This window comes from Roseovarius sp. MMSF_3359 (assembly GCF_030733385.1).
In the GTDB taxonomy this organism is placed as follows: Bacteria; Pseudomonadota; Alphaproteobacteria; order Rhodobacterales; family Rhodobacteraceae; genus Roseovarius.
Window position 1 is genome coordinate 224,399 of record NZ_JASHJC010000004.1, and the last position, 21,778, is coordinate 246,176.

Below are 21,778 nucleotides of genomic sequence, written 5' to 3' on the forward strand. Positions count from 1 at the left end.
CGACAAGCACGGACCCGGCGGCAGATCGGGCCATGTGCGGGTGATTGAACAGGACAGGGAGGAGTATTTTCATGAAGACGATGAGTAATTACTTTAGCGCGATTCAAATGAGATCCGATCGCTGGAGCGCCCTGAACGAGGCGGCGAATGCGCTGGCCCGATCCCCGGAAGAAAAGACGATCCAAAAGCTCTCTCCCCGGATTGAAGAGCTTTTGCAGCAGCTTGCACCCATCGAAAGCTATTGGGCCTTTCCCGGCAGCAGCGCCTTCGACCACCTGCGCCGCAATTTTGAGCACCGCAATTTCGAGGACCTTGCATTCAACACGCGGCGGATCACCCGCGCGCTGACCTCTGGGGCCTATCGCCGCCGCTCGATTCCGCTTGGTCGGGACGAGGTCGATACCGAGGAGTTGGAAGACGAGGCACTGCTGTCGCCCGAAGCCCGCGCCATGACCAAGCCCTATTTCGAGGTGCTTGTCGTTGATGATCTGAACGAACACCAGGAACGTTGGTTGCGCAGTTCGATGCAGAGCATGCGCCGCAGCGAGGATCAGTTCACCTATGAACCGGTGATCGTGCCGAGTTTCGAAGATGCGCTGATCGGGATTCTGTTCAACCACAACATTCAGGCGGTCGTCGTGCGTCCGGGCCTGACGCTCAAATCGAAGAACGAAATCTCGGTTCTGCAACGCTATCTCACGCTGATGGATGTCGATGAGGATATCGAAGAGATGCGGCCCGAGGATTACGGCCCCAAGCTGACCCGCCTGATCGCCAAGGTGCGCCCGGAGCTTGACAGCTACCTCATCACCGACCGGTCGGTGGAGGCGATTGCCGGGCTCGACCTGGGCCGCTGCCGCCGGGTGTTCTATAATCAGGAGGATTTCCAGGAACTGCACCTGAACATCCTGCGCGGGGTGTTGTCGCGGGTCAAAACCCCTTTCTTCACGGCGCTCAAGGATTACTCCAAGCAACCGACCGGCGTTTTCCACGCCATGCCGATCAGCCGGGGTAAATCCATCACCCGCAGCCATTGGATTCAGGATATGGGCGCGTTTTACGGGCCCAATATCTTCCTGGCGGAGACTTCGGCCACGAGCGGTGGACTCGACAGCCTGCTAGAGCCGGTTGGACCGATCAAGAAGGCGCAAGAGCAGGCGGCACGGGCCTTTGGGTCGAAGCAGACTTTCTTTGCCACCAACGGTACCTCGACCTGCAACAAGATCGTTGTGCAGGCGCTCATCAAACCCGGCGACATCGTGCTCGTGGACCGCGATTGCCACAAATCCCACCATTACGGGATGGTGCTTGCGGGCGCCAATGTGGTCTATCTCGACAGCTATCCGCTCAATGAATACTCGATGTATGGCGCGGTGCCGGTGCGGGAGATCAAGAAACAGCTTTTGGAGCTCAAGGCCGCAGGCAAGCTCGACCGGGTGCGGATGCTCTTGCTGACCAATTGTACCTTCGACGGGCTGGTCTATGACGTACGGCGCGTGATGGAGGAATGTCTGGCGATCAAGAAAGATCTGGTGTTCCTCTGGGATGAGGCGTGGTTTGCCTTCGCACGGTTCAACCCGACCTATCGCCAGCGTACGGCGATGGCCACTGCCGAGGCGCTTCGCGATGATCTGCGCTCGCCCCGGGCCGCAACGGCCTATGAAGCGCAGCAGGAGGCGCTCAAGGACGCGGATATGGATGCGCTCCTTAACACGCGGCTGGTCCCGCCGCCCGATGCCCGGGTCCGGGCCTACGCCACGCAATCGACCCACAAGACGCTGACCTCGCTGCGGCAGGGGTCGATGATCCATGTCCACGATCAGGATTTCAAAGGCGAGGTCGAGCAGAGCTTCCACGAAGCCTACATGACCCATACCTCCACCTCGCCCAACTATCAGATCATCGCCTCGCTTGATGTCGGGCGACGGCAGGTCGAACTTGAAGGGTTCGAATTCGTCCAACGGCAGATCGAGGCGGCAATTTCCATGCGTCGGGCGATCGCCACCCATCCGCTATTGAAGAAGTATTTCAAGGTTCTGACCGCCTCGGACATGATCCCCGAGGCGCACCGGATCAGCGGGATCAAATCCTATCATGAGCCGGAGCAGGGCTGGGACGACATCTGGGATAGCTGGGCGCGGGACGAATTTGTCCTCGACGCCAGCCGCGTGACGCTCTCCGTTGGCGGCACCGGTTGGGACGGCGACACCTTCAAGACCCAGATCCTGATGGAGAAATTCGGCATCCAGATCAACAAGACCTCGCGCAACACCGTGCTCTTCATGACCAATATCGGCACCACGCGGTCGTCGGTCGCGTACCTGATCGAGGTCCTGGTGCAGATCGCGCAGGACCTGGATGACTTGCAGGACGACGCCTCGCAGATGGAGCAGCGCGCCTTCGACACGCGGGTGAAAAGCCTGATGGAAGACCTGCCGCCCCTGCCGGATTTTAGCCGTTTCCACGATGCCTTCCGCACCGATGACGAAACGCCGGAGGGCGATATCAGAACCGCGTTCTTTATGAGTTATGACGAAAGTAATTGTGACTATGTCGATTTGCAGACTGCCCATGCCAAGGAAGGGCAGGAGATGGTCTCGGCCTCGTTCATCATCCCCTATCCGCCGGGATTCCCGATCCTTGTGCCGGGGCAGGTGATCTCGAACGAAATCCTCGACTTCATGCGGGCGCTCGACGTTAACGAAATTCATGGATACCGGCCCGACCTGGGTCTGCGCATCTTCTCGCCCGAGGCGCTTGCGCGCCAGATGGGGCAGGGTGCCGCCAGCCGGGCCGCGGAATAAGAGATAATCAGGGAGGGACCAGATAACATGGCCAAGAAAACCTCGACCAAAGCGAAACCGAAAGCAAAAGCCAAACCGAGACCGCGCAAGGTGCTGCAGAATATCTCGGAAATCCGGCGGTATTTCCACCGGAGCGAAGATCCGATTTATTTCGTCTCCGCCACCAATTTCAACCTGTTGGGATTGGATGAATGGGCGAGGAATTTCAAGTTTATCAGCTACATAGACTGCTATGACGGCCAGCATCCGAACGTGTTTTGCCCGTCCGAGGCGCCCCATGCGGAGTTCCAGTCGATCGAGGATATCAACAACTATCTCCTGCAGCACAAAGAGGTGATCGACCTTATCAAGCGGCGCGGCGGCAAGCCCAATTTTGTCTTCCTGATGTTCGACGAAGAGACCGAGCGTCTGGTCAAGGAGCTGGGCGGCAAGGTCTGGTTCCCCAAGGCCAAGCTGCGCACGCGCATGGACAACAAGATCGAAACCGTCCGCATCGGCAACAAGGCCGGTGTGCCCTCGGTGCCGAATACCTTGAGCGTGGTGAAGGATTACGCCCATCTGCGCCAGGTTTGTGAGAAGGCCGGGATTGGCCATGACCTCGTCTTGCAATCGGCCTTCGGCGATAGCGGCCACACGACCTTCTTCATCAAGTCCGAGGCCGATTTCCGCCGCCATGAGCATGAGATCGTGGGCGAGGGCGAGATCAAGATCATGAAGCGGATTGATTGCCGCGGATCGGCGATCGAGGCCTGTGCCACGTCGGAGGGCACGATTGTTGGCCCGCTGATGACCGAGCTTGTGGGTTTCAAGGAGTTGACGCCCTATCGCGGCGGCTGGTGTGGCAACGAGATCTTTTCGACCGCGTTTTCGCCCAAGGTCCGGCAACAGGCGCGCGATCTGACTTTCAAATTCGGTGAGCAGCTCCGCAAGGAGGGTTATCGCGGGTATTTCGAACTCGATTTCCTGATCGACAAGAAGACGGGGGATCTTTGGCTGGGCGAGTTGAACCCGCGGATTACGGGTGCGTCGTCGATGACCAACCACGCGGCCTTTGCTCACGCGGATGCGCCGCTCTTCCTGTTCCACCTGCTGGAGTTTTGCGCCAAGAAATTCAAGCTCGACGTGGATGAGTTGAACGCACGGTGGGCCGATCCGGATATGATCGACAACTGGTCGCAGATGGTCATCAAACACACGGACGACAGCGTCGATGTCATCACCAAGGCGCCGCCCACGGGCATCTACACGATGAAAGAGGACGGGCGCGTTGAGTTCAACCGCTTCGACTATCACCGCCGCGCGGTCGAGAACGAGAACGAGGCGTTTTTCCTGCGCATCCAGAAGCCGGGCGATTTCCGGTATGAGGGTGCGGATCTCGGCATCCTGGTGACGCGCGGGCGGTCGATGACGCCGGGTTTCAAGCTCAACGAGCGGGCGAAACGCTGGATCCACGGTATCAAGTCGGCTTTCGAGGCTCGGCCCCTGCCGACCGCGCAAGAGTTGTCCGACAACCACCACAAGATCCTCTGACACGCGCTCATGGACGTCCTCTGGCGCGCCATATCCGAAGATCAACCCGGCCCCAAATGGGCCGGGCTTTTTGCGGAATACTGGCCCAGCTACCATAAATGGTGGGCGCGGGAGGGTGATAATGCCCGCCCGAAATACCTGGAATGCCGCAAGGCCATGGAAACCCATATGCCCGAGATCGTGCCGCTTTATGATGAGCTTTGCGAATTGGTGGGCGGTGGCGATCAGCAGGCGCGTTTTCTGAGTTTCTACTGTCCGCCACCTTATCTTTCGGGCTGTTCGCAGGCGATCTGGCCCGGGGCGCAACCGGTCATGGTGCGCAATTACGATTACGACCCGCATGCCTTCGACAGCCTGATCCTGCGCACCAAGTGGCAGGGCCGCGCGGTGATGGGGACTAGCGATGGCCTCTGGGGTCTGGTCGACGGATGCAACGATGCCGGGCTGGCGATTTCGCTGACCTTCGGGGGCCGCCGCGTGGTGGGTGAGGGGTTCGGCGTGCCGATCATCCTGCGCTATGTGCTGCAGACCTGCAAAACCGCAGAGGAGGCGGGCGAGGTGCTGGCCCGTGTGCCGACGCATATGAGCTATAACGTAACCGTGCTGGACGCGAAACGCCGCTACCTGACCGCAATGATGGCCCCGGACCGGCCTGCGGTCATCACCCATGCGGCGGTGGCGACCAACCACCAGGAAAACGTGGAATGGGTGAGCCACGCGCGGTTCACCGCGACGGTCGAACGCGAACGCTACCTGCTGCAGCGCCTGACCCTGCACCGAGAAACGCAGGAGAAGTTCATCGGCGCCTTTCTGAAACCACCGCTCTATTCAACCGCCTATTCCGTCGGGTTCGGCACACTCTACACGGCCGTCTACCGACCGCGCAAACGCGAGATGGATGTCCATTGGCCCGGGGCGACGTGGGAATTCTCGCTGAAGGATTTCGAGGAAAGCAGCCGCTTGATCGCGGTGCCGGAGCAAAGCCCGCAAGGCGTTTGACACGCCCGGAGATGAGAAAGCAGCGATAGATACCGCTGCTTTCTTTGGTCTTGGATGTTTGCCCGGCGTTAAACCAGCACGTTATCCGCGAAGATGAAGTCGCTTTCGTCCAGCCGATGCGCCCGGACTCCGGCAAGGTAGATGCTGTCGCCGTCGTCCAGATGGATTTTGGACCCGAACCAGCGGCCACTGATGTTGTGTTCGATGTCGGCAAAGCTCTCGATGCCGTCATAGCCGCTGAGGTCAATCTTGTCGCGCCCATCACGGAAGCCTAGGATCTTGTCATGATCGCTGCCATTCTCAAAGACGAACGTGTCTCTACCGCCGCCGCCGATCATAAGATCATTGCCTGCGCCGCCGTTGATCTCGTCCCTGCCGCGGCCCCCGAAAATCTTGTCATGGCCGTCTTCACCCAGAAGCGTATCGTTCCCGCGCTGGCCAAAGATCTTGTCATTACCATCACCGCCCAGGGCGACATCCGAGCCGGAGCCGAGGAAAATCTTGTCACGACCGCCGTTGCCGTCGACAAAATCACTACCGCGGCCGGTAAAGAAAAACTCGTCGCTGCTGTCGCCGATTTCAAAGTCGGTGCCCGGTTGCGACAGGATGTTGCTGACGGGAAGCGGCAGGAGCACACCGTCAAGGACGTGGATCACGCCGTTATCGACATCAACATCAAAACCAATCAGCGCCGGGTCCGGCAGGCCGGGATCGAGATCTTCCAGTCCAGGCACATCCAGGTTCAGGGTCACGTTGGGGCCAAGAAGCGTTGGAATTTCCGCACCATTCCCAAGGGCGGCAACGTCAGCCAGGAAAAATTCACCCTCAACGACGTGGTAACTCAGGATGTTGCCCAGTGTCGGGATCGGATCGCCGCCCCCCAGCAGGGCCAGCGCGTCAAGAATGTAGTTGAGTGATCCGCCCTCGTCGGAGCCGCTATAGCCCAGAGTTTGCGCCAACCCGATGAAGGCCGCGTCCGTCGGGGCGAAGACGGTAAATTCTGCGCTGCCATCGCTGAGCGGCCCGGCCAGATCGGCGGCGATCACGGCTTCACGTAACAGGTCAAAGTCACCGTCGTTCGTGTCAAATCCCGACGCGCCGCTGAGTTCGACCACCTTGCCTACGATATTTGTCATGTATCCTCCCGTGCCCTTCTGGGCGTAAAATTTCCATGCACGCCAACATGTTACCGGTGGCGCGGGACCTGTCAGGCAGGACAGGTAATCAGCATACGGAAGGTGGGGAGAACTGGATCAGTCATGAGGGGGTTGGCCATGTCATTTCGGCCAAAACCCGCAAATGACGCGGCCCCGGGGAGGGGCGGGGCCGCGTCGGGGTTAGGTCAGGCGATCATCTTCTCCACGACTTCGCCGAACGAAGACGGAGTGGGGACGATGGTGACGCCGGCCTCTTTCAGGATTTCGACCTTTTCCTGCGCGGATTCGCCGAAGGCCGAGACGATGGCACCGGCATGGCCCATACGGCGGCCCTTGGGTGCGGAAAGACCCGCGATATAGGCCGCGACCGGCTTTTTCATGTGGTCGCGGATGTAATCGGCCGCTTCGGCTTCCTGCGGGCCGCCGATTTCGCCAACGAGGACCACCGCGTCGGTTTCCGGGTCATTTTCGAAAAGCTCGAGAATATCGCGGAAGGACGACCCGTTGATCGGGTCACCGCCGATGCCGATGGAGGAGGACACGCCGATGCCCTTTTCCTTCATCTGGCTCGCGGCCTCGTATCCCAACGTGCCGGAACGGCCGATGATGCCGACGCGACCAGGCGCGTAGATATGCGGCGGCATGAGACCGGCAAAGGCCTGCCCGGGGGTGATGATCCCGGCGCAGTTCGGCCCGATCAGGCGCATCCGTTTCTCCGACTTGTAGCGGCGCATGTAGCGTTTCACGCGCACCATGTCCTGTGCCGGGATGCCGTCGGCGATGCAGACGCAGGTCTCGATCCCGCCATCGGCGCATTCCATGATCGCGTCGGCTGCAAAGGGCGGCGGCACGAAGAGAATGGCCAACGTCGCGCCGGTTTCGGCCACCGCACCCTTGACGGTGTTGAACACCGGAAGCCCGTGATGCGAGGTGCCGCCTTTGCCGGGGGTCACGCCACCCACAACATTGGTGCCCTGATTAATCATGTCCTGGGCATGGAAGCTGCCGATGCGGCCGGTGATGCCCATCACCAGAACTTTGGTGTTCTTGTCGATCAGAATGGCCATCACGCGGTCTCCATCTCTTTGGCTTCGGCTGTTTTCCACTGGGCGACAACCTTTTCGGCGGCTTCGGCCAGGGTGGCGGCGGTGGTGATACTGAGGCCGCTTTCGTTGAGGATTTTTTGCCCCTCTTCGACATTGGTGCCGGAAAGGCGCACCACCAGCGGCATTTTCAGGTTGAGTTCCTGTACCGCGCGCACAACCCCTTCGGCGATCCAGTCGCAGCGGTTGATGCCGGCGAAGATGTTGACGAGGATCGCCTCGACATTCGGGTCGTTAAGGACGGCCTTGAAGGACATCAGCACGCGCTCGGGGCTGGCGCCGCCGCCCACGTCGAGGAAGTTCGCGGGCTCACCACCGGCCATTTTGATCATGTCGAGCGTGGCCATCGCAAGGCCTGCGCCGTTCACGATGCAGCCGATCTTGCCCTCAAGTCCGATATAGTTGAGGCCGCGATCATTGGCATAGGTCTCGCGCGGGTCTTCCTGGCTCTTGTCGCGCAGTTCCGAGATTTCCGGACGGCGGAAAAGGGCGTTTTCGTCAAAGCTGAGCTTGGCGTCGAGGGCCACGATCTCACCACTTCCGGTGACGACCATCGGATTCACTTCGACCATGGTGGCATCAAGCTCGTCCATCGCGCGGTAGCACCCGGTGATTGCCTTGACCGCCTGTGGGATCAGGGCCGCGTCGAGGCCAAGCGAGAAGGCAATCTCGCGTGCCTGGAACGCCTGCATCCCCACGGCGGGGTCAACCACCGAGCGGATGATGGAATCGGGCTCATTTTCGGAAATCTCCTCGATCTCCATGCCGCCTTGAGCGGAGGCAACGACCACGACGCGCTCTTCGGTGCGGTCCATCACGAAGCCCAGGTAAAGCTCCTGCGCGATATCGGTGGCCTCTTCGACATAAAGCCGGTTCACCAGCTTGCCCTGCGGTCCGGTCTGATGCGTGACCAGCTTACGGCCCAGCATCCAGCCTGCCGCATCGGCGATCTCATCATCGGATGCGCAGACGCGGACACCGCCCGCTTTGCCCCGTGCGCCGGAATGGATCTGCGCCTTGACAACGCAGCGGTCGCCCGAAAGCTCCTGCGCGCGATAGACCGCCTGTTCGGGGCTATAGGCGATGCCCCCCCGGGGGACATTCACGCCGAACTTCTTGAGAAGCTCCTTGGCCTGATACTCATGGATATCCATCTGATGGGCCTCCTTACCCTTTGGCTTCGATCGCGTCAGCGACAGAAATCACGTTGTTCGCCATCCGCTCGCTGGCGGCGTCGATCATCTTGCCGTCGAGGCTGGCGGCGCCTTTGCCCTCGGCCTCGGCCTTGCGCAGTTCTTCGATGATGCGCCGTGCGCGGGTCACCTCGGCCTCGGGCGGCGAGAAGACCTGGTTGGCGAGGTCGATCTGGCTTGGGTGGATGGCCCATTTACCTTCGATGCCAAGTGCCGCCGCACGTTTCGCGGCCAGAACAAAGCTGTCGGGATCGCTGAAATCGCCGAAAGGCCCGTCAATGGCGCGCAGCCCGTAGGCGCGGCAGGCGACAGTCATCCGGCTCAGGGCAAAGTGCCACTGATCGCCCGGATAGTCGGGGTTGAGACCGCCGATCACCACGGTGCGCGCCCGGTTCGACGCCGCGTAGTCCGCAACGCCAAAGTGCATCGCCTCAAGACGTCCGGGGGCGGCGGCGATGGCTTCGACATTGGCCATGCCAAGGGCGGTTTCGATGAGCGCCTCAAGGCCGATCTGATGGGTGAAGCCCATGGCCTCTTCGATCTGGCTGACCATGGTTTCGACCGTGTAGAGGTCACCGGGGACGCCGACTTTGGGCACAAGGATGGTATCGAGATGCTGACCGGCTTGTTCCACGATCTCGACCACGTCGCGATACATGTAATGGGTGTCGAGGCCGTTGATGCGGATCGACATGGTCTTGCCCTTGGCCTTCCAGTCGATGTCATTGAGCGCCTGAATGATGTTTGCCCGCGCCTGTACTTTCTCGGGTGGTGCTACCGCATCTTCGAGGTCGAGGAAGATGTAATCGACATCCGAGTCGGCGGCCTTGTCGATCATCGCCGGGTTCGACCCCGGCACCGCAAGCTCCGAGCGTTGCAGGCGTTGTTTTTTCAGAGGGTGCAGCGTGTAGCTCATTCAGTACTTCCTTTTGCCACCCGGTCACGCGGAATTGCGTCCCTTGGTTTTGCCCAATGCTCGCCAAGAACGCCTGCCACGGACACTTTCCCCCGGGTAAGAATGAATGCTTGGGGTTGGGGATCAGGACCGAACGGGTAGGGGGCGACTACCCGCCATCCTGTTTCTGGATGCAATTGGACACACTTGTGGTGTGAAAAGTGCGCAAGAAAAACAATAGTTTACGATAGGAAACTTAAAGCATCGCGCGGCGTAGTTGATGCAGGTGCAGAAGCGAATCGAAACGGGCTGTGACCCGGAAAGTCACAGCCCGTCTGAATTTGCATAGAAAGCGGGTTAGCTATCGATCAGCTTACCAGATCGCGGGGCTTTTCACCGGCGAGGAATGCTTCAAGATTGTCGATGGCGCGGTGGCCCATGGCGTTGCGCGTCCCGTCCGTGGCGCTCCCCAGATGCGGGGCAAGCACAAGGTTGTCATACTTGAGGAAACGCGGGTCGAGCGCCGGTTCACCCATATAGACATCGAGGCCCGCGGCGGTCAGCTTGCCACTGTCGAGCGCGTCGAAAAGCGCATCCTCGTCCACCACGTCACCTCGGGCAGAGTTGACCAGGATGCAGCCCTTTTTCATCGCGCCAAACACTTCGGCATTGATGAGCTTGAACGTGTCCGCACCGCCGGGGCAGTGCAGCGACAGGAAGTCGGAATGCGCGGCAACCTCGTTGATGCTGCCAAGCTGTGTGGCATTGCCCGCCGATGCCTTGATGTCGTCGGGCACCTGCCACGCGTCCTGAAACACGATCTTCATGCCAAAGCCGAAATGCGCGCGCTTCGCCATCGCCTGACCGATCCGGCCAAAGCCCACGATGCCCAGCGTCGCGCCGCTGACCTTTTTGCCGATCATATGGGTCGGGCGCCAGCCTTCCCAATTGCCCGCGCGGGTTTCGCGCTCACCTTCGCCGATGCGCCGCGCGGCGGCCAGAAGCAGTCCCATGGCCAGGTCGGCGGTGCAATCGGTCAACACGTCGGGTGTGTTGGTCACCGCGATATCGTTGGCGCGGGCGGCGTCCACGTCGATATGGTTGTATCCCACGCCGTAGCTGGCCAGGATTTTCACCTTGCCCTTGGCCGCCGGATAGAACTCCGCCGGGATCTTGTCGGACACGGTGGGCATGATCACGTCATAGGTCTTGGCCGCTTCCATGAATTCATCATGGCTCATCGTCGTATCGGGATCGCGGAAGGTGACATCGCCCACCTGCGCCACGCGATCGAGGGTTTCCTGCGGCCAGCGACGGGTAACAAGAATTTTCGGGGTGCTCATCTGGGCCTCTCCTTAACCGGCATGTTCGCGGTAATGTTCTTGCGCGGCGGCAACGCCTGATCCGGGCTCGATTTTGGCGCCTGCATCGCGCAGGGCCATTTCCGCGGCCGAGATCGCGCCACACAGCATCACCGGGTTCAGTGACCCAAGATGCCCGATGCGGAAGGCTTTGCCCATCAGCTTGTTGAGACCGGTGCCAAGCGAGGTCTGGTACTTGTTGTACGCTCCCGAGATCACGTCCCGTGCATCGACGCCATCGGGCGCATAGATGGCCGAGACGGTATCGGAGGCCCATTCCGGCCCGCGTGCCACCAATTCGCAGCCGTCCCAGGCGGCGACGGCCTTGTGCACACCGGCGGCAAGCCAGGCCTGACGCTGCCAGACGTTTTCCATACCCGCTTCCAGCAGCATATCGAGCGACACGCGCAGACCACGGAAGAGTTGCGTGGCAGGTGTGTAGGGAAAGTAGCCGTCACCATTGAGGTTCAGCATGTCCTGCAGGTCGAAATAGCAGCGCGGCATTTTGGCGTTTTCACGCATGGCCAGTGCCTTTTCGCTGACGCCCAGAATGCCCAGACCCGCGGGGAGCATGAAACCCTTTTGCGAACCTGAGACGGCGCAATCGACGCCCCACTTGTCCATCTCGAACTCGACCGACCCGATGGAGCTTACGCCGTCAACGAAAAGAAGGGCGGGGTGGTTTGCATCATCCAGCGCCTTGCGCACGGCGGCAATGTCGGATTTCACGCCGGTGGCGGTCTCGTTCTGCGTGGCAAAGACGGCCTTGATCTGATGCTCTTTGTCGGCGGCGAGCTTTTCGGCATACTCCTCGATCGGAACGCCCTTGCCCCACTCGACCTCGCTGAGATCGACATCAAGGCCCAGGCGTTCGGCCATGTCGACCCACAAAAGCGAGAACTGGCCAAAACGCGACATCAGCACCTTGTCGCCCACATTGAGCGTGTTGGTGATCGCAGTCTCCCACATGCCGGTGCCGGAGGACGGGTAGAGGAACACCGTGCCGGTTTCTGTCCGGTACACCTTCTTCAGATCGGCCAGCAGCGGTTTGGTAAAGCTGCCGAAATCCGGGGCGCGCATGTCTTCCATCGGGATGTTCATCGCCTGGCGCACAGGTTCCGGGACGTTCGTCGGGCCGGGAATGAAGAGGTGGTTGTTGCCGTACATTGAGGTGTCTCCTGATTTTTCGGTCAGTATCGGCAGGTTTCGGCCATTTTATACGCCCGGACAGATGGCGGTGATAATCGGGGGCGCACTTGTGCCAACGAACGGGTAGGATGGCCTACCCGCCCGGGCGGCAGGGGCGCGAAAGGGAAGGGAGTCGCATACCTCGGCATACTGAATTTTCTTTTGATTTCATCGGTTTCCGCGGGTTACCTGTCGGAAAAAAGCCAGTTTTGAATTGGTTAACGTATAGTAAGGTGGACATGCAGGATCGAATTGGATCAGAGCCCCAAGTCATTGTAGCCGACAGACAGGTGATCGTCTGTCAGGGCATCGGGTCGCTTGTGTCGGGCATTCCCGAAGTCAAGCTCGGCAGCTTTGCCACGGACCTGGCCAGCCTGCGCCGGGAGCTCAAGGCGGTGGACGGCAAGGCCATCGTGATCCTGGGGGTGCGCCTGACCGATTGCGACCTCAATCAATCGCTGACGATGCTGCAGAAAGAGTTTCCGCACGCCATGGTCGTGGTTGTGGCAGAAGATACGGAATTTGCGTTCATCCGCACGGCCATCAAGTCCGGGGCCAATTCCGTCTGCATGATGAGCCAGATCCTGGCCAGCCTGCCCAAGATCCTGGGCAAACTGGTGGATGGGCATTCCATCGTGCCGACCGAGATCCTCAAACGCCTCACATCCGAGAGCACCGACACCCTGACCCGGCGCGAACATGAGATCCTGGCGCTGCTGGTCAATGACCTGACCAATTTCCAGATCTCCGCCCGGCTCGGCCTGAGCGAAAACACGGTCAAATATTACCTCAAGGCGATCTATCAGAAGCTCGACGTCAATTCCCGCGGCGGGGCCATCGCCAAATATGTGGCCGGGAATTACTGACGGGCGACGTGACCGTTCTGCGGACAAACCCGACAACCAGGAATGAGCCGCGCGATGGCCAGACCGCGGGGTGGCGATCAACTGGTTTCAGATGCACTTTATCTTTGCAGAGTCCGAATAACCTCTGATCGGTGCGCAACCTCTCCAAATCGCCAGCCCTTGCGGGCGGTCTGGCGATCGCGCGGCGGGCTTCGCCCTCGATTCCGCGCGGCGTTCAAACCCGAATGTTCACAAAGGGCTCTAGGCGACCGTTAAGGCCAGCGTCTCTGCTAACCGCGCCGTCTGCGTCTGCGACCGCCGCTGCCTTCGGTGCCGCCGTCGCGGCTGCCGGTGTTGAAGTTAACCTCCGGCAGGGTGACGACGGTTTCAAGGATCGGGAAGGGCTCGACTGCATTGGGGATGTTGGAGGCGTTGACGAAATGCTCCTGGAAGCGCGGCTCGATGGCGGTTTCGATCTTGTGGATGTTGTGCACGGTCTGTTCGATCTCGTCCCGCGCCTCGGTGTTCAGGAGCGCGATGCGCGCGCCAGTTCCTGCGGCATTGCCGGCGCTGGTCACCTTGTCGAGAGGGGCATCGGGGATCATGCCGAGGACCATCGCGTGTTTCGGACTGATATGCGCACCGAAGGCCCCGGCCAGGACCACGCGGTCCACTTTATCCACGCCGAACTTGTCCATCAGCAGCCGCGCGCCGGAATAAAGCGCGGCCTTGGCCATTTGGATCTCGCGGATGTCACGGTTCGTCACGGTGATGACCGGCCCGCCATCGGCAGAACCGTCCCAGACCATGTAGGAATAGGTGCGCCCATCCAGGAAGCAGCGGTCAGTCCCGGTCTGTTCCGGTGAGCCGATCAGGCCCGGACCGTCAAGGATACCGTGAATGCGCATCTCGGCTACCATTTCGATGATGCCGGAGCCGCAGATGCCGGTGATACCTGTGGCGGCGGTCTGGGCTTCGAAACCCTCGTCGTCGGACCAGAGGTCACAGCCGATAACCTTGAACCGCGCCACCTTGGTCTCGGGGTCGATCTCGACCCGCTCGATGGCGCCGGGGGCCGCGCGCTGACCGGAGCTGATCTGCGCGCCCTCAAAGGCCGGACCGGTCGGCGAGGAACAGGCCAGCACCTTGTCCTTGTTGCCCAGTAGGATCTCGGCATTGGTACCCACATCGACCACCAACACCAAGTCTTCGGATTTGTCCGGTGCCTCCGACAACGCCACGGCGGCGGCATCGGCGCCCACATGGCCCGCGATACAGGGCAGGATATAGACCCGCGCGCCCGGATGGATTTCCAGGTCCAATTCGACCGCCCGCAATTGCATGGACGAGGATGTAGCGAGCGCGAAGGGGGCTTGACCCAGCTCGAACGGGTCAACACCCAGAAAGAGGTGATGCATCACCGGATTGCAGACGAACACCGCATCCACGATCAAAGTCCGGTCAATCTCGGCCTCGGCGGCGATCTGCACGAACAGAGCGTTCATACCGTCGCGCACCGCGCGCGTCATCTCGGTCGCACCGTCCTTGTTCATCATCGAATAGCTGACCCGGCTCATTAGGTCCTCGCCAAAGCGGATCTGCGGGTTCATGATGCCCGATGACGCAATGACCTCGCCACTGGCCAGATCGCAGAGGTGCGCGGCGATGGTGGTGGAGCCCAGATCGACCGCCAGCCCGTAAATCTTGCCCTCGTAATAGCCCGGCCAGATATGCATGATTTTCGGCACATGGGTGTCGTCGCCCTGGTGCACGGCCACGGTTACTTTCCAGCCGCCTTTGCGCAGGGCGGGCTGCATCATGTGCAGGATGTGCAGATCGGCGCGGACGCCCTCAAGCTGCCATTGCTCCTTCAAAGCGCGCACCAGCCGCTCCAGATCGCCGGAAGGTTCGTGCATGTCGGGTTCTTCCACCTCGACATAGTAAAGCCGGGTCGAGGGGTTCATGATGATGTCGCGGGCCTCAGCGCGTTTGCGCACGACCTGTTTGTGGACCTGGCTTTCGGCGGGGACGTCGATCACCACATCGCGCATGATCTGCGCCTGGCACCCAAGGCGACGGCCTTTTTGCAGCCCGCGCTTGTCGTCATACCGTTGCTCGACCGAATTCCATTCCGAGAGCGCATCGTCGGCGACCGTCACGCCATGCTTGGAAAACTCGCCGTAACTTGGCGTGATCTGGCATTTCGAACAGATCCCGCGCCCGCCGCAGACCGAATCCAGATCGACCCCCAACTGGCGCGCCGCGGTCAGGACCGGCGTGCCTTTCGGGAAATGGCCACGCTTGCCCGAGGGTGTGAAAACAACAAGGGGATCGGTGCTCATGACGGGTGCCTTTCAGCGAAACATCTGCCTTCCGCGCAGATCATAGTTTGGCGTCGCGCGCAAGGAAGCCTGCAACCGGCATATAATATCCTCGCAGCGTCATAGAGGGAGTGCATCGTTCAGAAAATCGTGGGGCGTGCAAAGCATGGCTTGGTCGATTGCGATACGAATACCCCAGGCTTGTGGCCTAAGTGGTGCGTGGATTCCGTAGGGCGCATACCCAGGAATACGGTTATCAGAGAAATGGACGCGAAATCTGGTTGTTTGAGGACAGAGCCCATCGCAGATCTTCACGCTTTCCATCCGCGCGGAATTGAGGCCCTTAGCGACCGCCAGATCGCCCGCCTGGTCGGCGATTGGGCGAGGTTGCACGCCGTTCAGATCCTTTCAGATCCGGGCAGAGAACGTGCGTTTAATAGCGGTTGATCGCCATCCCCCGGTCTGGCAATCGCACTGTTCGTCTTTGGACGTTCGGTCTGCCGACCAAGCGGACTCCCGACAAATTCACCTAACCGCGACGGCGACCCTTTCCATTCATGCGAGACCGTGCAATAGGGAGGCGTCAAACGATCTGTCCATGGAGAAATGCAATGGAGATTCGTGAGGCACTGACCTTCGATGATGTTCTGCTGGTACCTGCTGCGTCCAATGTGCTGCCGAATACGGCGGATACGCGGACGCGGGTGACGCGCTCGATTGACCTCAATATCCCGCTTGTTAGCTCGGCCATGGATACGGTCACGGAATCGCAGATGGCGATCTGCATGGCGCAGGCCGGCGGCATGGGCGTCATTCATCGCAACCTCGATACGGAAGAACAGGCGCGTCAGGTTCGGCTGGTCAAGCGGTTCGAATCCGGGATCGTCTATAACCCGATCACCCTGACCGCGGATCAGACGCTGGCCGATGCCAAGGAGCTGCAGGCGCGCTACCGCGTGAGCGGGTTTCCCGTCGTCGATGGCGATGGCCGTGTGGTGGGGATCGTGACCAACCGCGACATGCGCTTTGCCGAGGATGACGCCACGCCCGTGCGGGTGATGATGACCAGCGACAATCTTGCCATGTTGCAGGAGCCTGCGGATCTCGATGAGGCCAAGAGCCTGATGAAGGCGCGGCGGATCGAGAAGCTGCTGGTGACTGATGGTGAGGGCAAGCTCACCGGTCTTTTGACGCTCAAAGACAGCGAACAGGCGGTGTTGAACCCGCAGGCCTGCAAGGACGGTTTGGGCCGTTTGCGCGTGGCCGCCGCATCAACCGTGGGCGATGCCGGGTTCGAGCGTTCCGAGGCGCTTGTCGATGCCGGTGTGGACATGATCGTGATCGACACGGCGCATGGGCATTCCGAAGGGGTGGCACTGGCCGTTGAGCGCGCCAAGAAATTGTCGAACGAAGTGCAGATTGTGGCCGGGAACGTCGCCACCGCCGAGGCGACCCGGGCGCTGATCGGCGCCGGTGCGGATGCGGTCAAGGTCGGCATCGGTCCGGGCAGTATCTGCACCACGCGGATGGTCGCCGGCGTTGGCGTGCCGCAGCTGACAGCGATCCGCGATTGTGCTGCCGGGGCGGGCGACATCCCGGTGATTGCCGATGGCGGCATCAAGTTTTCCGGCGATTTTGCCAAGGCGATCGCCGCCGGGGCGTCCTGCGCCATGGTGGGTTCGATGTTGGCCGGAACGGACGAATCCCCCGGCGAGGTGATCCTCTACCAGGGCCGGTCGTTCAAATCCTACCGCGGGATGGGCTCGCTCGGTGCCATGGCACGTGGCAGCGCCGACCGTTACTTTCAGAAGGATGCCGCCAGCGACAAGCTGGTTCCCGAGGGGATCGAAGGTCAGGTCCCATACAAAGGCGGTGCGGGGAGTGTGATCCACCAATTGGTCGGCGGGTTGCGTGCGGCTATGGGCTATACCGGCTGTGCGACGATTGATGCAATGCGCACCGGCTGCGAATTCGTCAAGATCACCAATGCCGGCCTGCGCGAAAGCCATGTGCATGATGTCCAGATTACCCGAGAAAGCCCGAACTACCGTGTTGGTTAGGAAATACAGGGGCTTACGCGGCGGAGCGAAGGCAGAAAAATGACCCCCGGTGCGCGGGTTCAGGCGGCCATCGAGATCCTGGATGAGATCCGTAGCGGATCGCCCGCAGAGAAGGCCCTCGCCGGTTGGGCGCGGCGTTCCCGTTTTGCCGGGTCCAAGGACCGTGCGGCGGTGCGCGACCATGTCTTCCAGGCGCTGCGGTGTCTGCGATCCTACGGCTGTCGTGGAGGGGCGGAGACCGGGCGCGGTGTGATGATCGGCGCCCTGCGCGCGGCTGAGATTGATCTTGAAGCCTGCTTTAATGGTGAGGGTCATGCGCCCGAACCGCTCACTGCAGATGAACTTTCTGCAGGTCGTACGCCGCTGGAGCCAGGCGTGGCGATGGATCTTCCGGATTGGCTTGTTCCTCTATTTATCAATTCTCTAGGAGGCGAAGTTCAAGCCAGGAATGTTGCAAACCAACTGAAGACCCGCGCGCCGGTCATGCTGCGCGTCAATATCCGGAAAACAGCCCTGGAGGCGGCTCTTCGTTTATTGGCCGATGAGGGGATCAACGTCGAAACGGTGCCGATTGCGACCACGGCGTTGCGCGTCATCACAGGGGCACGGCAGGTGGCGCAATCTGCGGCCTATCGGGAAGGGTTTGTTGAGCTTCAGGATGGCAGCAGCCAGGCCGCCATGGAAATGCTTGATGTCAGGCCAACCGGTTGCGTGTTGGACTATTGTGCGGGCGGTGGTGGCAAGGTCCTGGCCCTCGCGGCGCGCCTTGAAGGGCAATGGGTGGCGCATGATGCGCTCCAGCAGCGCATGAAAGACCTGCCTGCCAGAGCCAGGCGCGCAGGTGTGTCCGTGCGTGTTCAGGATGCAAATCATTTGGAAAAACAAATGTTTGACCTGGTTCTTTGTGACGTTCCCTGTTCCGGCAGTGGCACGTGGCGTCGTACCCCCGATGCGAAGTGGCGGCTGACGGCGGCGGACCTGACGGACCTCAACCGCACGCAAGACGCTATTCTTGATCGCGCCGCGGGCCTCGTGGCGCCGGATGGCCTGTTGGCCTATGCGACCTGCTCCGTTCTCGCACCGGAAAATGAGGAACGGATCGGCGCATTTCTGGCGCGTCATCCGGATTGGCAAGTTGTCTCTCAACGTCACTGGCCGGTGTCGGATATGGGGGACGGGTTCTTTTTGGCGCAGCTTAAAATAAAGTAATGTTGCATAATACAACCATAGAGGGTCAAATGGGGTGTCGTTAAGTCTGAGTTAAGTCTTTTCAGCCAGAAACGGCAGTAACGAATCGACAACTGGAACGCGGATTTTGGCCTTTACCTCAAGCACGACCGGACCCATCCAGCGCGCCGCGGTTCAACTGCGCTCGCGCGTCATTTTGGTGATCGGGGCGGCGTTGCTGTTCGCGGCGGGCGCCTGGTTTGTCGAGCCCGGCATTTACCGCACCGCTATGGCCGCAATGGCCGGCACCCTAGCTCTTGTGGCATTCTGGACGAAGATGGCCGCCACCTTGGGTGGGAGTGTCGGCAAACGGGGTGCTGGTGCCTTGGCGGATGTGATCAAGGAAGATACCGCACCGACGATCGTCACAGCCGAGGATGGCAAGATCCTCTGTCATAACCCTGCTGCGGAAGACGCCTACGACGTGCTCGAGAGCGAGACGTTGGCCGGGGCCCTGCAAAAGGTGCTCGCAAATCCCGGCGCCATCTTGTTCCGGATGGAGTCGCGCGCATCTGCTACTGGCGCTGCACAAGAAGATGTTGTCACGCGACAGGGCCACCTGCGGCTGGCGGTTCACCGTGTCGGGGCCGCGAACTTCCTTTGGCGTATTGAGAAATCCGCGGACCGCCCGCAACGAAGCAGTGACCCTGTGCCGCTGCCGATGCTAACCGTGGGCCGGAACGACGCGATCTTGTTCATGAACACGGCGGCGCGCGAGTTGATTGGCGAACGTGCGCGTAATCTTGGCCGCATTTGTCCGAAACTGCCACTGCGTTCCGGACAGCTTAACGACATCAACACGCCGGACGGGACGTCGCCTTGCATGGTGGTCGAACTTGAGGGCACGGCGGGACGTCGGGAGATGTTCTTGCTTCCAGGGGTCGAAGCGGAAGAGCGGCAGCCCGATGGCTGGGCGTTTTTCGACGAGATGCCAGTCCCCTTGCTGAAGCTTAGCCGAGATGGGCAGGTCGCCCTTTCAAACCGCCCGGCACGGGATCTGCTGGGCGTCGGGGATTGCGACGAGATGATCCTCGGTGACCTGATGGAAGGTCTGGGGCGTTCTATCGCGGACTGGCTTGAGGATGCTGCGGATAATCGCGGCACGGTTCATTCCGAGTTTCTGCGGGTTAAGCGCGAGGACCGGGAGGTCTTCGTTCAGGTGACGTTGAACCGAGCGACCGAGGATGGAGAGACTGTCCTGATCGCGGTGCTTAACGATGCGACGGAGTTGAAATCGCTCGAAGCTCAATTCGTGCAAAGTCAGAAGATGCAAGCCATTGGCCAGTTGGCCGGTGGTGTCGCGCATGATTTCAACAACCTGCTCACGGCGATTTCCGGCCATTGTGATCTTTTGCTGCTGCGCCATGACGAGGGGGATTCTGATTACGGTGATCTGACGCAGATCAACCAGAACGCCAATCGTGCCGCCGCGCTGGTTGGGCAGTTGCTGGCCTATTCGCGCAAGCAGACTTTGCGCCCCGAGGTCATGGATCTGCGCGATGCGCTTTCCGACCTGACCCATCTTCTGAACCGCCTTGTGGGGGAGAAGGTGACGCTGTCGCTTAGTCATGATCCGATGCTGTCGGCCATTCGCGCCGACAAGCGGCAGTTGGAGCAGGTTCTGATGAACCTCGTCGTGAATGCGCGCGATGCGATGCCGGAAGGTGGCGATATACGGATCGAAACACAAAACCTCGTTCTGGATGAGCCGCTGCGGCGCGATCGGGCCGTCGTCGCGCCGGGCCGCTATGTGTCGGTCGAGGTGATTGATGAGGGTATGGGCATTCCGGCTGACAAGCTGCAGAAGGTGTTTGAGCCGTTTTTCACGACAAAGCGTACGGGGGAAGGGACCGGGCTTGGCCTCTCGACAGCCTACGGGATCATCAAGCAGACCGGTGGGTTCATCTTTGCCGACAGCACTCCGAATGTGGGGACCACGTTCCAACTCTTGTTGCCCGCCTATGACGTGGTCGAGGAACGGCCCGTTGCCGAAAAAGCCGAGGCTGCGGCCGACTCGCCGGTCGAAGGTGTCGTGCTTCTGGTCGAAGATGAGGCGCCGGTGCGAGCCTTTGCCAGCCGTGCGCTGCAATTGCGTGGATTTACCGTGCTTGAGGCCGAATCTGCCGAAGATGCTTTGGAACTTCTGGAGGATGATGGCCTCGATATCGACGTGTTTGTCACGGACGTGGTCATGCCTGGTATCGACGGTCCCAGTTGGGTGCAGCAGGCTTTGAAGAAACGGCCTGATGTGAACGTGGTGTTTGTGTCGGGCTATGCCGAAGAGACCTTCGGCGATACCCAGGCACGGATTCCGAACTCCGTTTTCTTGCCGAAGCCGTTCTCGCTCACAGAGTTGACAGAAACCGTTCAGCAGCAACTATCCTGATATGAGCTCAGGTCTGTAGATGCCGCCTGGCTGAATTTGGTTCCATAGATCGAAATCCTCTGGCCGTGCGATCCGCAACCTGGAGGCCGCTTTGTCGGAGAGTACTGGCAATTGACCTGATGAGGCGTTGAGCCTTTCGGGAGAAATCCGAACCCCGAGCCGACTTTCGAGAAATGCAAGCAACCCGGCCTGGTCTTCGTAGCGGAAGAGATGTGTTACTTGGAGACCGTTTGGCGTCGGCGCAAGAAACCGGGCTTGCGATCCAACCCTGGCAAAAGGCGGTTTTTCGACGCGGCAATAAGCCTCGATGAAATCATCGAAGCTCAGATCATGGGTGGCATTGGGCCTCCCCAGCATGTCGGGGCGACGGCGATAGCGATACCAGCTCCCAAGCCAGCTGATCGGCTCGCGAACGACCGCCAGAATATCCATGTCGGCGCCGATAAATCTGTCCACCATGGGCCGATAGAAACGATTGTACCGATAGAGAGGCGCATGTTTCAGTTGCGGTGGGTCGCAAACGGCGATCGCAGCATGGGGCGCCAGCGCCTCGTGGAACGCGGTTGAGCCGGTTTTTGGCACCGAGAGAAATACCAGTTTCGCCTTTGAAAATATAAGCATGTCAGACACTTTCAGATTGTCTGGAGGTTTTCAGGCATTCGTAAACGACTCTTTAACTCTTGTCGGAAAAACTGAGGATCTGAACAAT

At 60.3% G+C, this 21,778-nt stretch carries 15 protein-coding genes; 7 read left to right on the forward strand and 8 right to left on the reverse strand.

What is annotated here, in order from left to right; translation table 11 throughout:
* Positions 1–107: 107 nt before the first annotated feature.
* From RBB29_RS08045 to RBB29_RS08055, 3 genes are read left to right on the forward strand one after another with little or no spacing between them, the layout of a single operon-like run.
* Complete coding sequence (locus tag RBB29_RS08045) at positions 108–2,804, forward strand: aminotransferase class I/II-fold pyridoxal phosphate-dependent enzyme (RefSeq protein ID WP_371931452.1); 2,697 nt, start codon at positions 108–110, stop codon at positions 2,802–2,804.
* A gap of 27 nt (positions 2,805–2,831) precedes the next feature.
* Positions 2,832–4,334, forward strand: a complete 1,503-nt coding sequence (locus RBB29_RS08050) for a biotin carboxylase (protein ID WP_306114057.1) — start codon at positions 2,832–2,834, stop codon at positions 4,332–4,334.
* A 9-nt stretch (positions 4,335–4,343) separates the two neighbouring features.
* Positions 4,344–5,333 (forward strand): C45 family peptidase, encoded by a 990-nt coding sequence (locus RBB29_RS08055; protein WP_306114058.1) that lies wholly within the window; start codon positions 4,344–4,346, stop codon positions 5,331–5,333.
* Positions 5,334–5,401: 68 nt separating this feature from the next.
* Here RBB29_RS08055 and RBB29_RS08060 read toward each other — a convergent pair whose 3' ends face one another.
* From RBB29_RS08060 to RBB29_RS08085, 6 genes are all read right to left on the reverse strand, one after another.
* A complete protein-coding gene (locus RBB29_RS08060) occupies positions 5,402–6,469 on the reverse strand; it encodes a fasciclin domain-containing protein (protein ID WP_306114059.1) in 1,068 nt (355 codons plus the stop codon).
* A 206-nt stretch (positions 6,470–6,675) separates the two neighbouring features.
* Positions 6,676–7,557, reverse strand: a complete 882-nt coding sequence (sucD, locus tag RBB29_RS08065; protein WP_306114060.1) for a succinate--CoA ligase subunit alpha — start codon at positions 7,555–7,557, stop codon at positions 6,676–6,678.
* Complete coding sequence (locus tag RBB29_RS08070) at positions 7,557–8,747, reverse strand: malate--CoA ligase subunit beta (protein ID WP_306114061.1); 1,191 nt, start codon at positions 8,745–8,747, stop codon at positions 7,557–7,559. The genes sucD and RBB29_RS08070 overlap by 1 nt, the downstream gene beginning before the upstream one ends.
* Before the next feature lie 13 nt (positions 8,748–8,760).
* Entirely contained in the window at positions 8,761–9,702 is a 942-nt protein-coding gene (locus RBB29_RS08075; RefSeq protein WP_306114062.1) for a CoA ester lyase, read from the reverse strand.
* A 347-nt stretch (positions 9,703–10,049) separates the two neighbouring features.
* Positions 10,050–11,024 (reverse strand): D-glycerate dehydrogenase, encoded by a 975-nt coding sequence (locus RBB29_RS08080; RefSeq protein WP_306114063.1) that lies wholly within the window; start codon positions 11,022–11,024, stop codon positions 10,050–10,052.
* 12 nt (positions 11,025–11,036) lie between these two features.
* Entirely contained in the window at positions 11,037–12,209 is a 1,173-nt protein-coding gene (locus RBB29_RS08085) for an aminotransferase class V-fold PLP-dependent enzyme (RefSeq protein WP_306114064.1), read from the reverse strand.
* A gap of 260 nt (positions 12,210–12,469) precedes the next feature.
* Here RBB29_RS08085 and RBB29_RS08090 point away from each other — a divergent pair, with 260 nt between their 5' ends.
* Complete coding sequence (locus RBB29_RS08090; RefSeq protein ID WP_306114065.1) at positions 12,470–13,096, forward strand: response regulator transcription factor; 627 nt, start codon at positions 12,470–12,472, stop codon at positions 13,094–13,096.
* Between the two features lie 269 nt (positions 13,097–13,365).
* Here the strand turns inward: RBB29_RS08090 and RBB29_RS08095 are convergent, their stop codons facing one another.
* A complete protein-coding gene (locus tag RBB29_RS08095) occupies positions 13,366–15,417 on the reverse strand; it encodes an ASKHA domain-containing protein (protein ID WP_306114066.1) in 2,052 nt (683 codons plus the stop codon).
* A gap of 590 nt (positions 15,418–16,007) precedes the next feature.
* On the opposite strand from RBB29_RS08095, the gene guaB reads away from it, so the two are divergent.
* The 3 genes from guaB to RBB29_RS08110 all read left to right on the forward strand — a co-directional run bounded on the left by guaB (position 16,008) and on the right by RBB29_RS08110 (position 21,069).
* Positions 16,008–17,456, forward strand: coding sequence for an IMP dehydrogenase (gene guaB / locus RBB29_RS08100; protein WP_306114067.1), 1,449 nt, complete (start codon positions 16,008–16,010; stop codon positions 17,454–17,456).
* 252 nt (positions 17,457–17,708) lie between these two features.
* Positions 17,709–18,665 (forward strand): RsmB/NOP family class I SAM-dependent RNA methyltransferase, encoded by a 957-nt coding sequence (locus RBB29_RS08105; RefSeq protein ID WP_371931454.1) that lies wholly within the window; start codon positions 17,709–17,711, stop codon positions 18,663–18,665.
* A 106-nt stretch (positions 18,666–18,771) separates the two neighbouring features.
* Positions 18,772–21,069 carry an ATP-binding protein gene (locus tag RBB29_RS08110; RefSeq protein ID WP_306114069.1) on the forward strand — a complete coding sequence of 766 codons (2,298 nt, stop codon included), beginning with the start codon at positions 18,772–18,774 and terminating at the stop codon, positions 21,067–21,069.
* Here the strand turns inward: RBB29_RS08110 and RBB29_RS08115 are convergent.
* On the reverse strand, positions 21,061–21,690 hold the full coding sequence (locus tag RBB29_RS08115; protein WP_306114070.1) for a sulfotransferase family 2 domain-containing protein: 630 nt from the start codon (positions 21,688–21,690) through the stop codon (positions 21,061–21,063). The genes RBB29_RS08110 and RBB29_RS08115 overlap by 9 nt on opposite strands.
* Positions 21,691–21,778 lie beyond the last annotated feature (88 nt).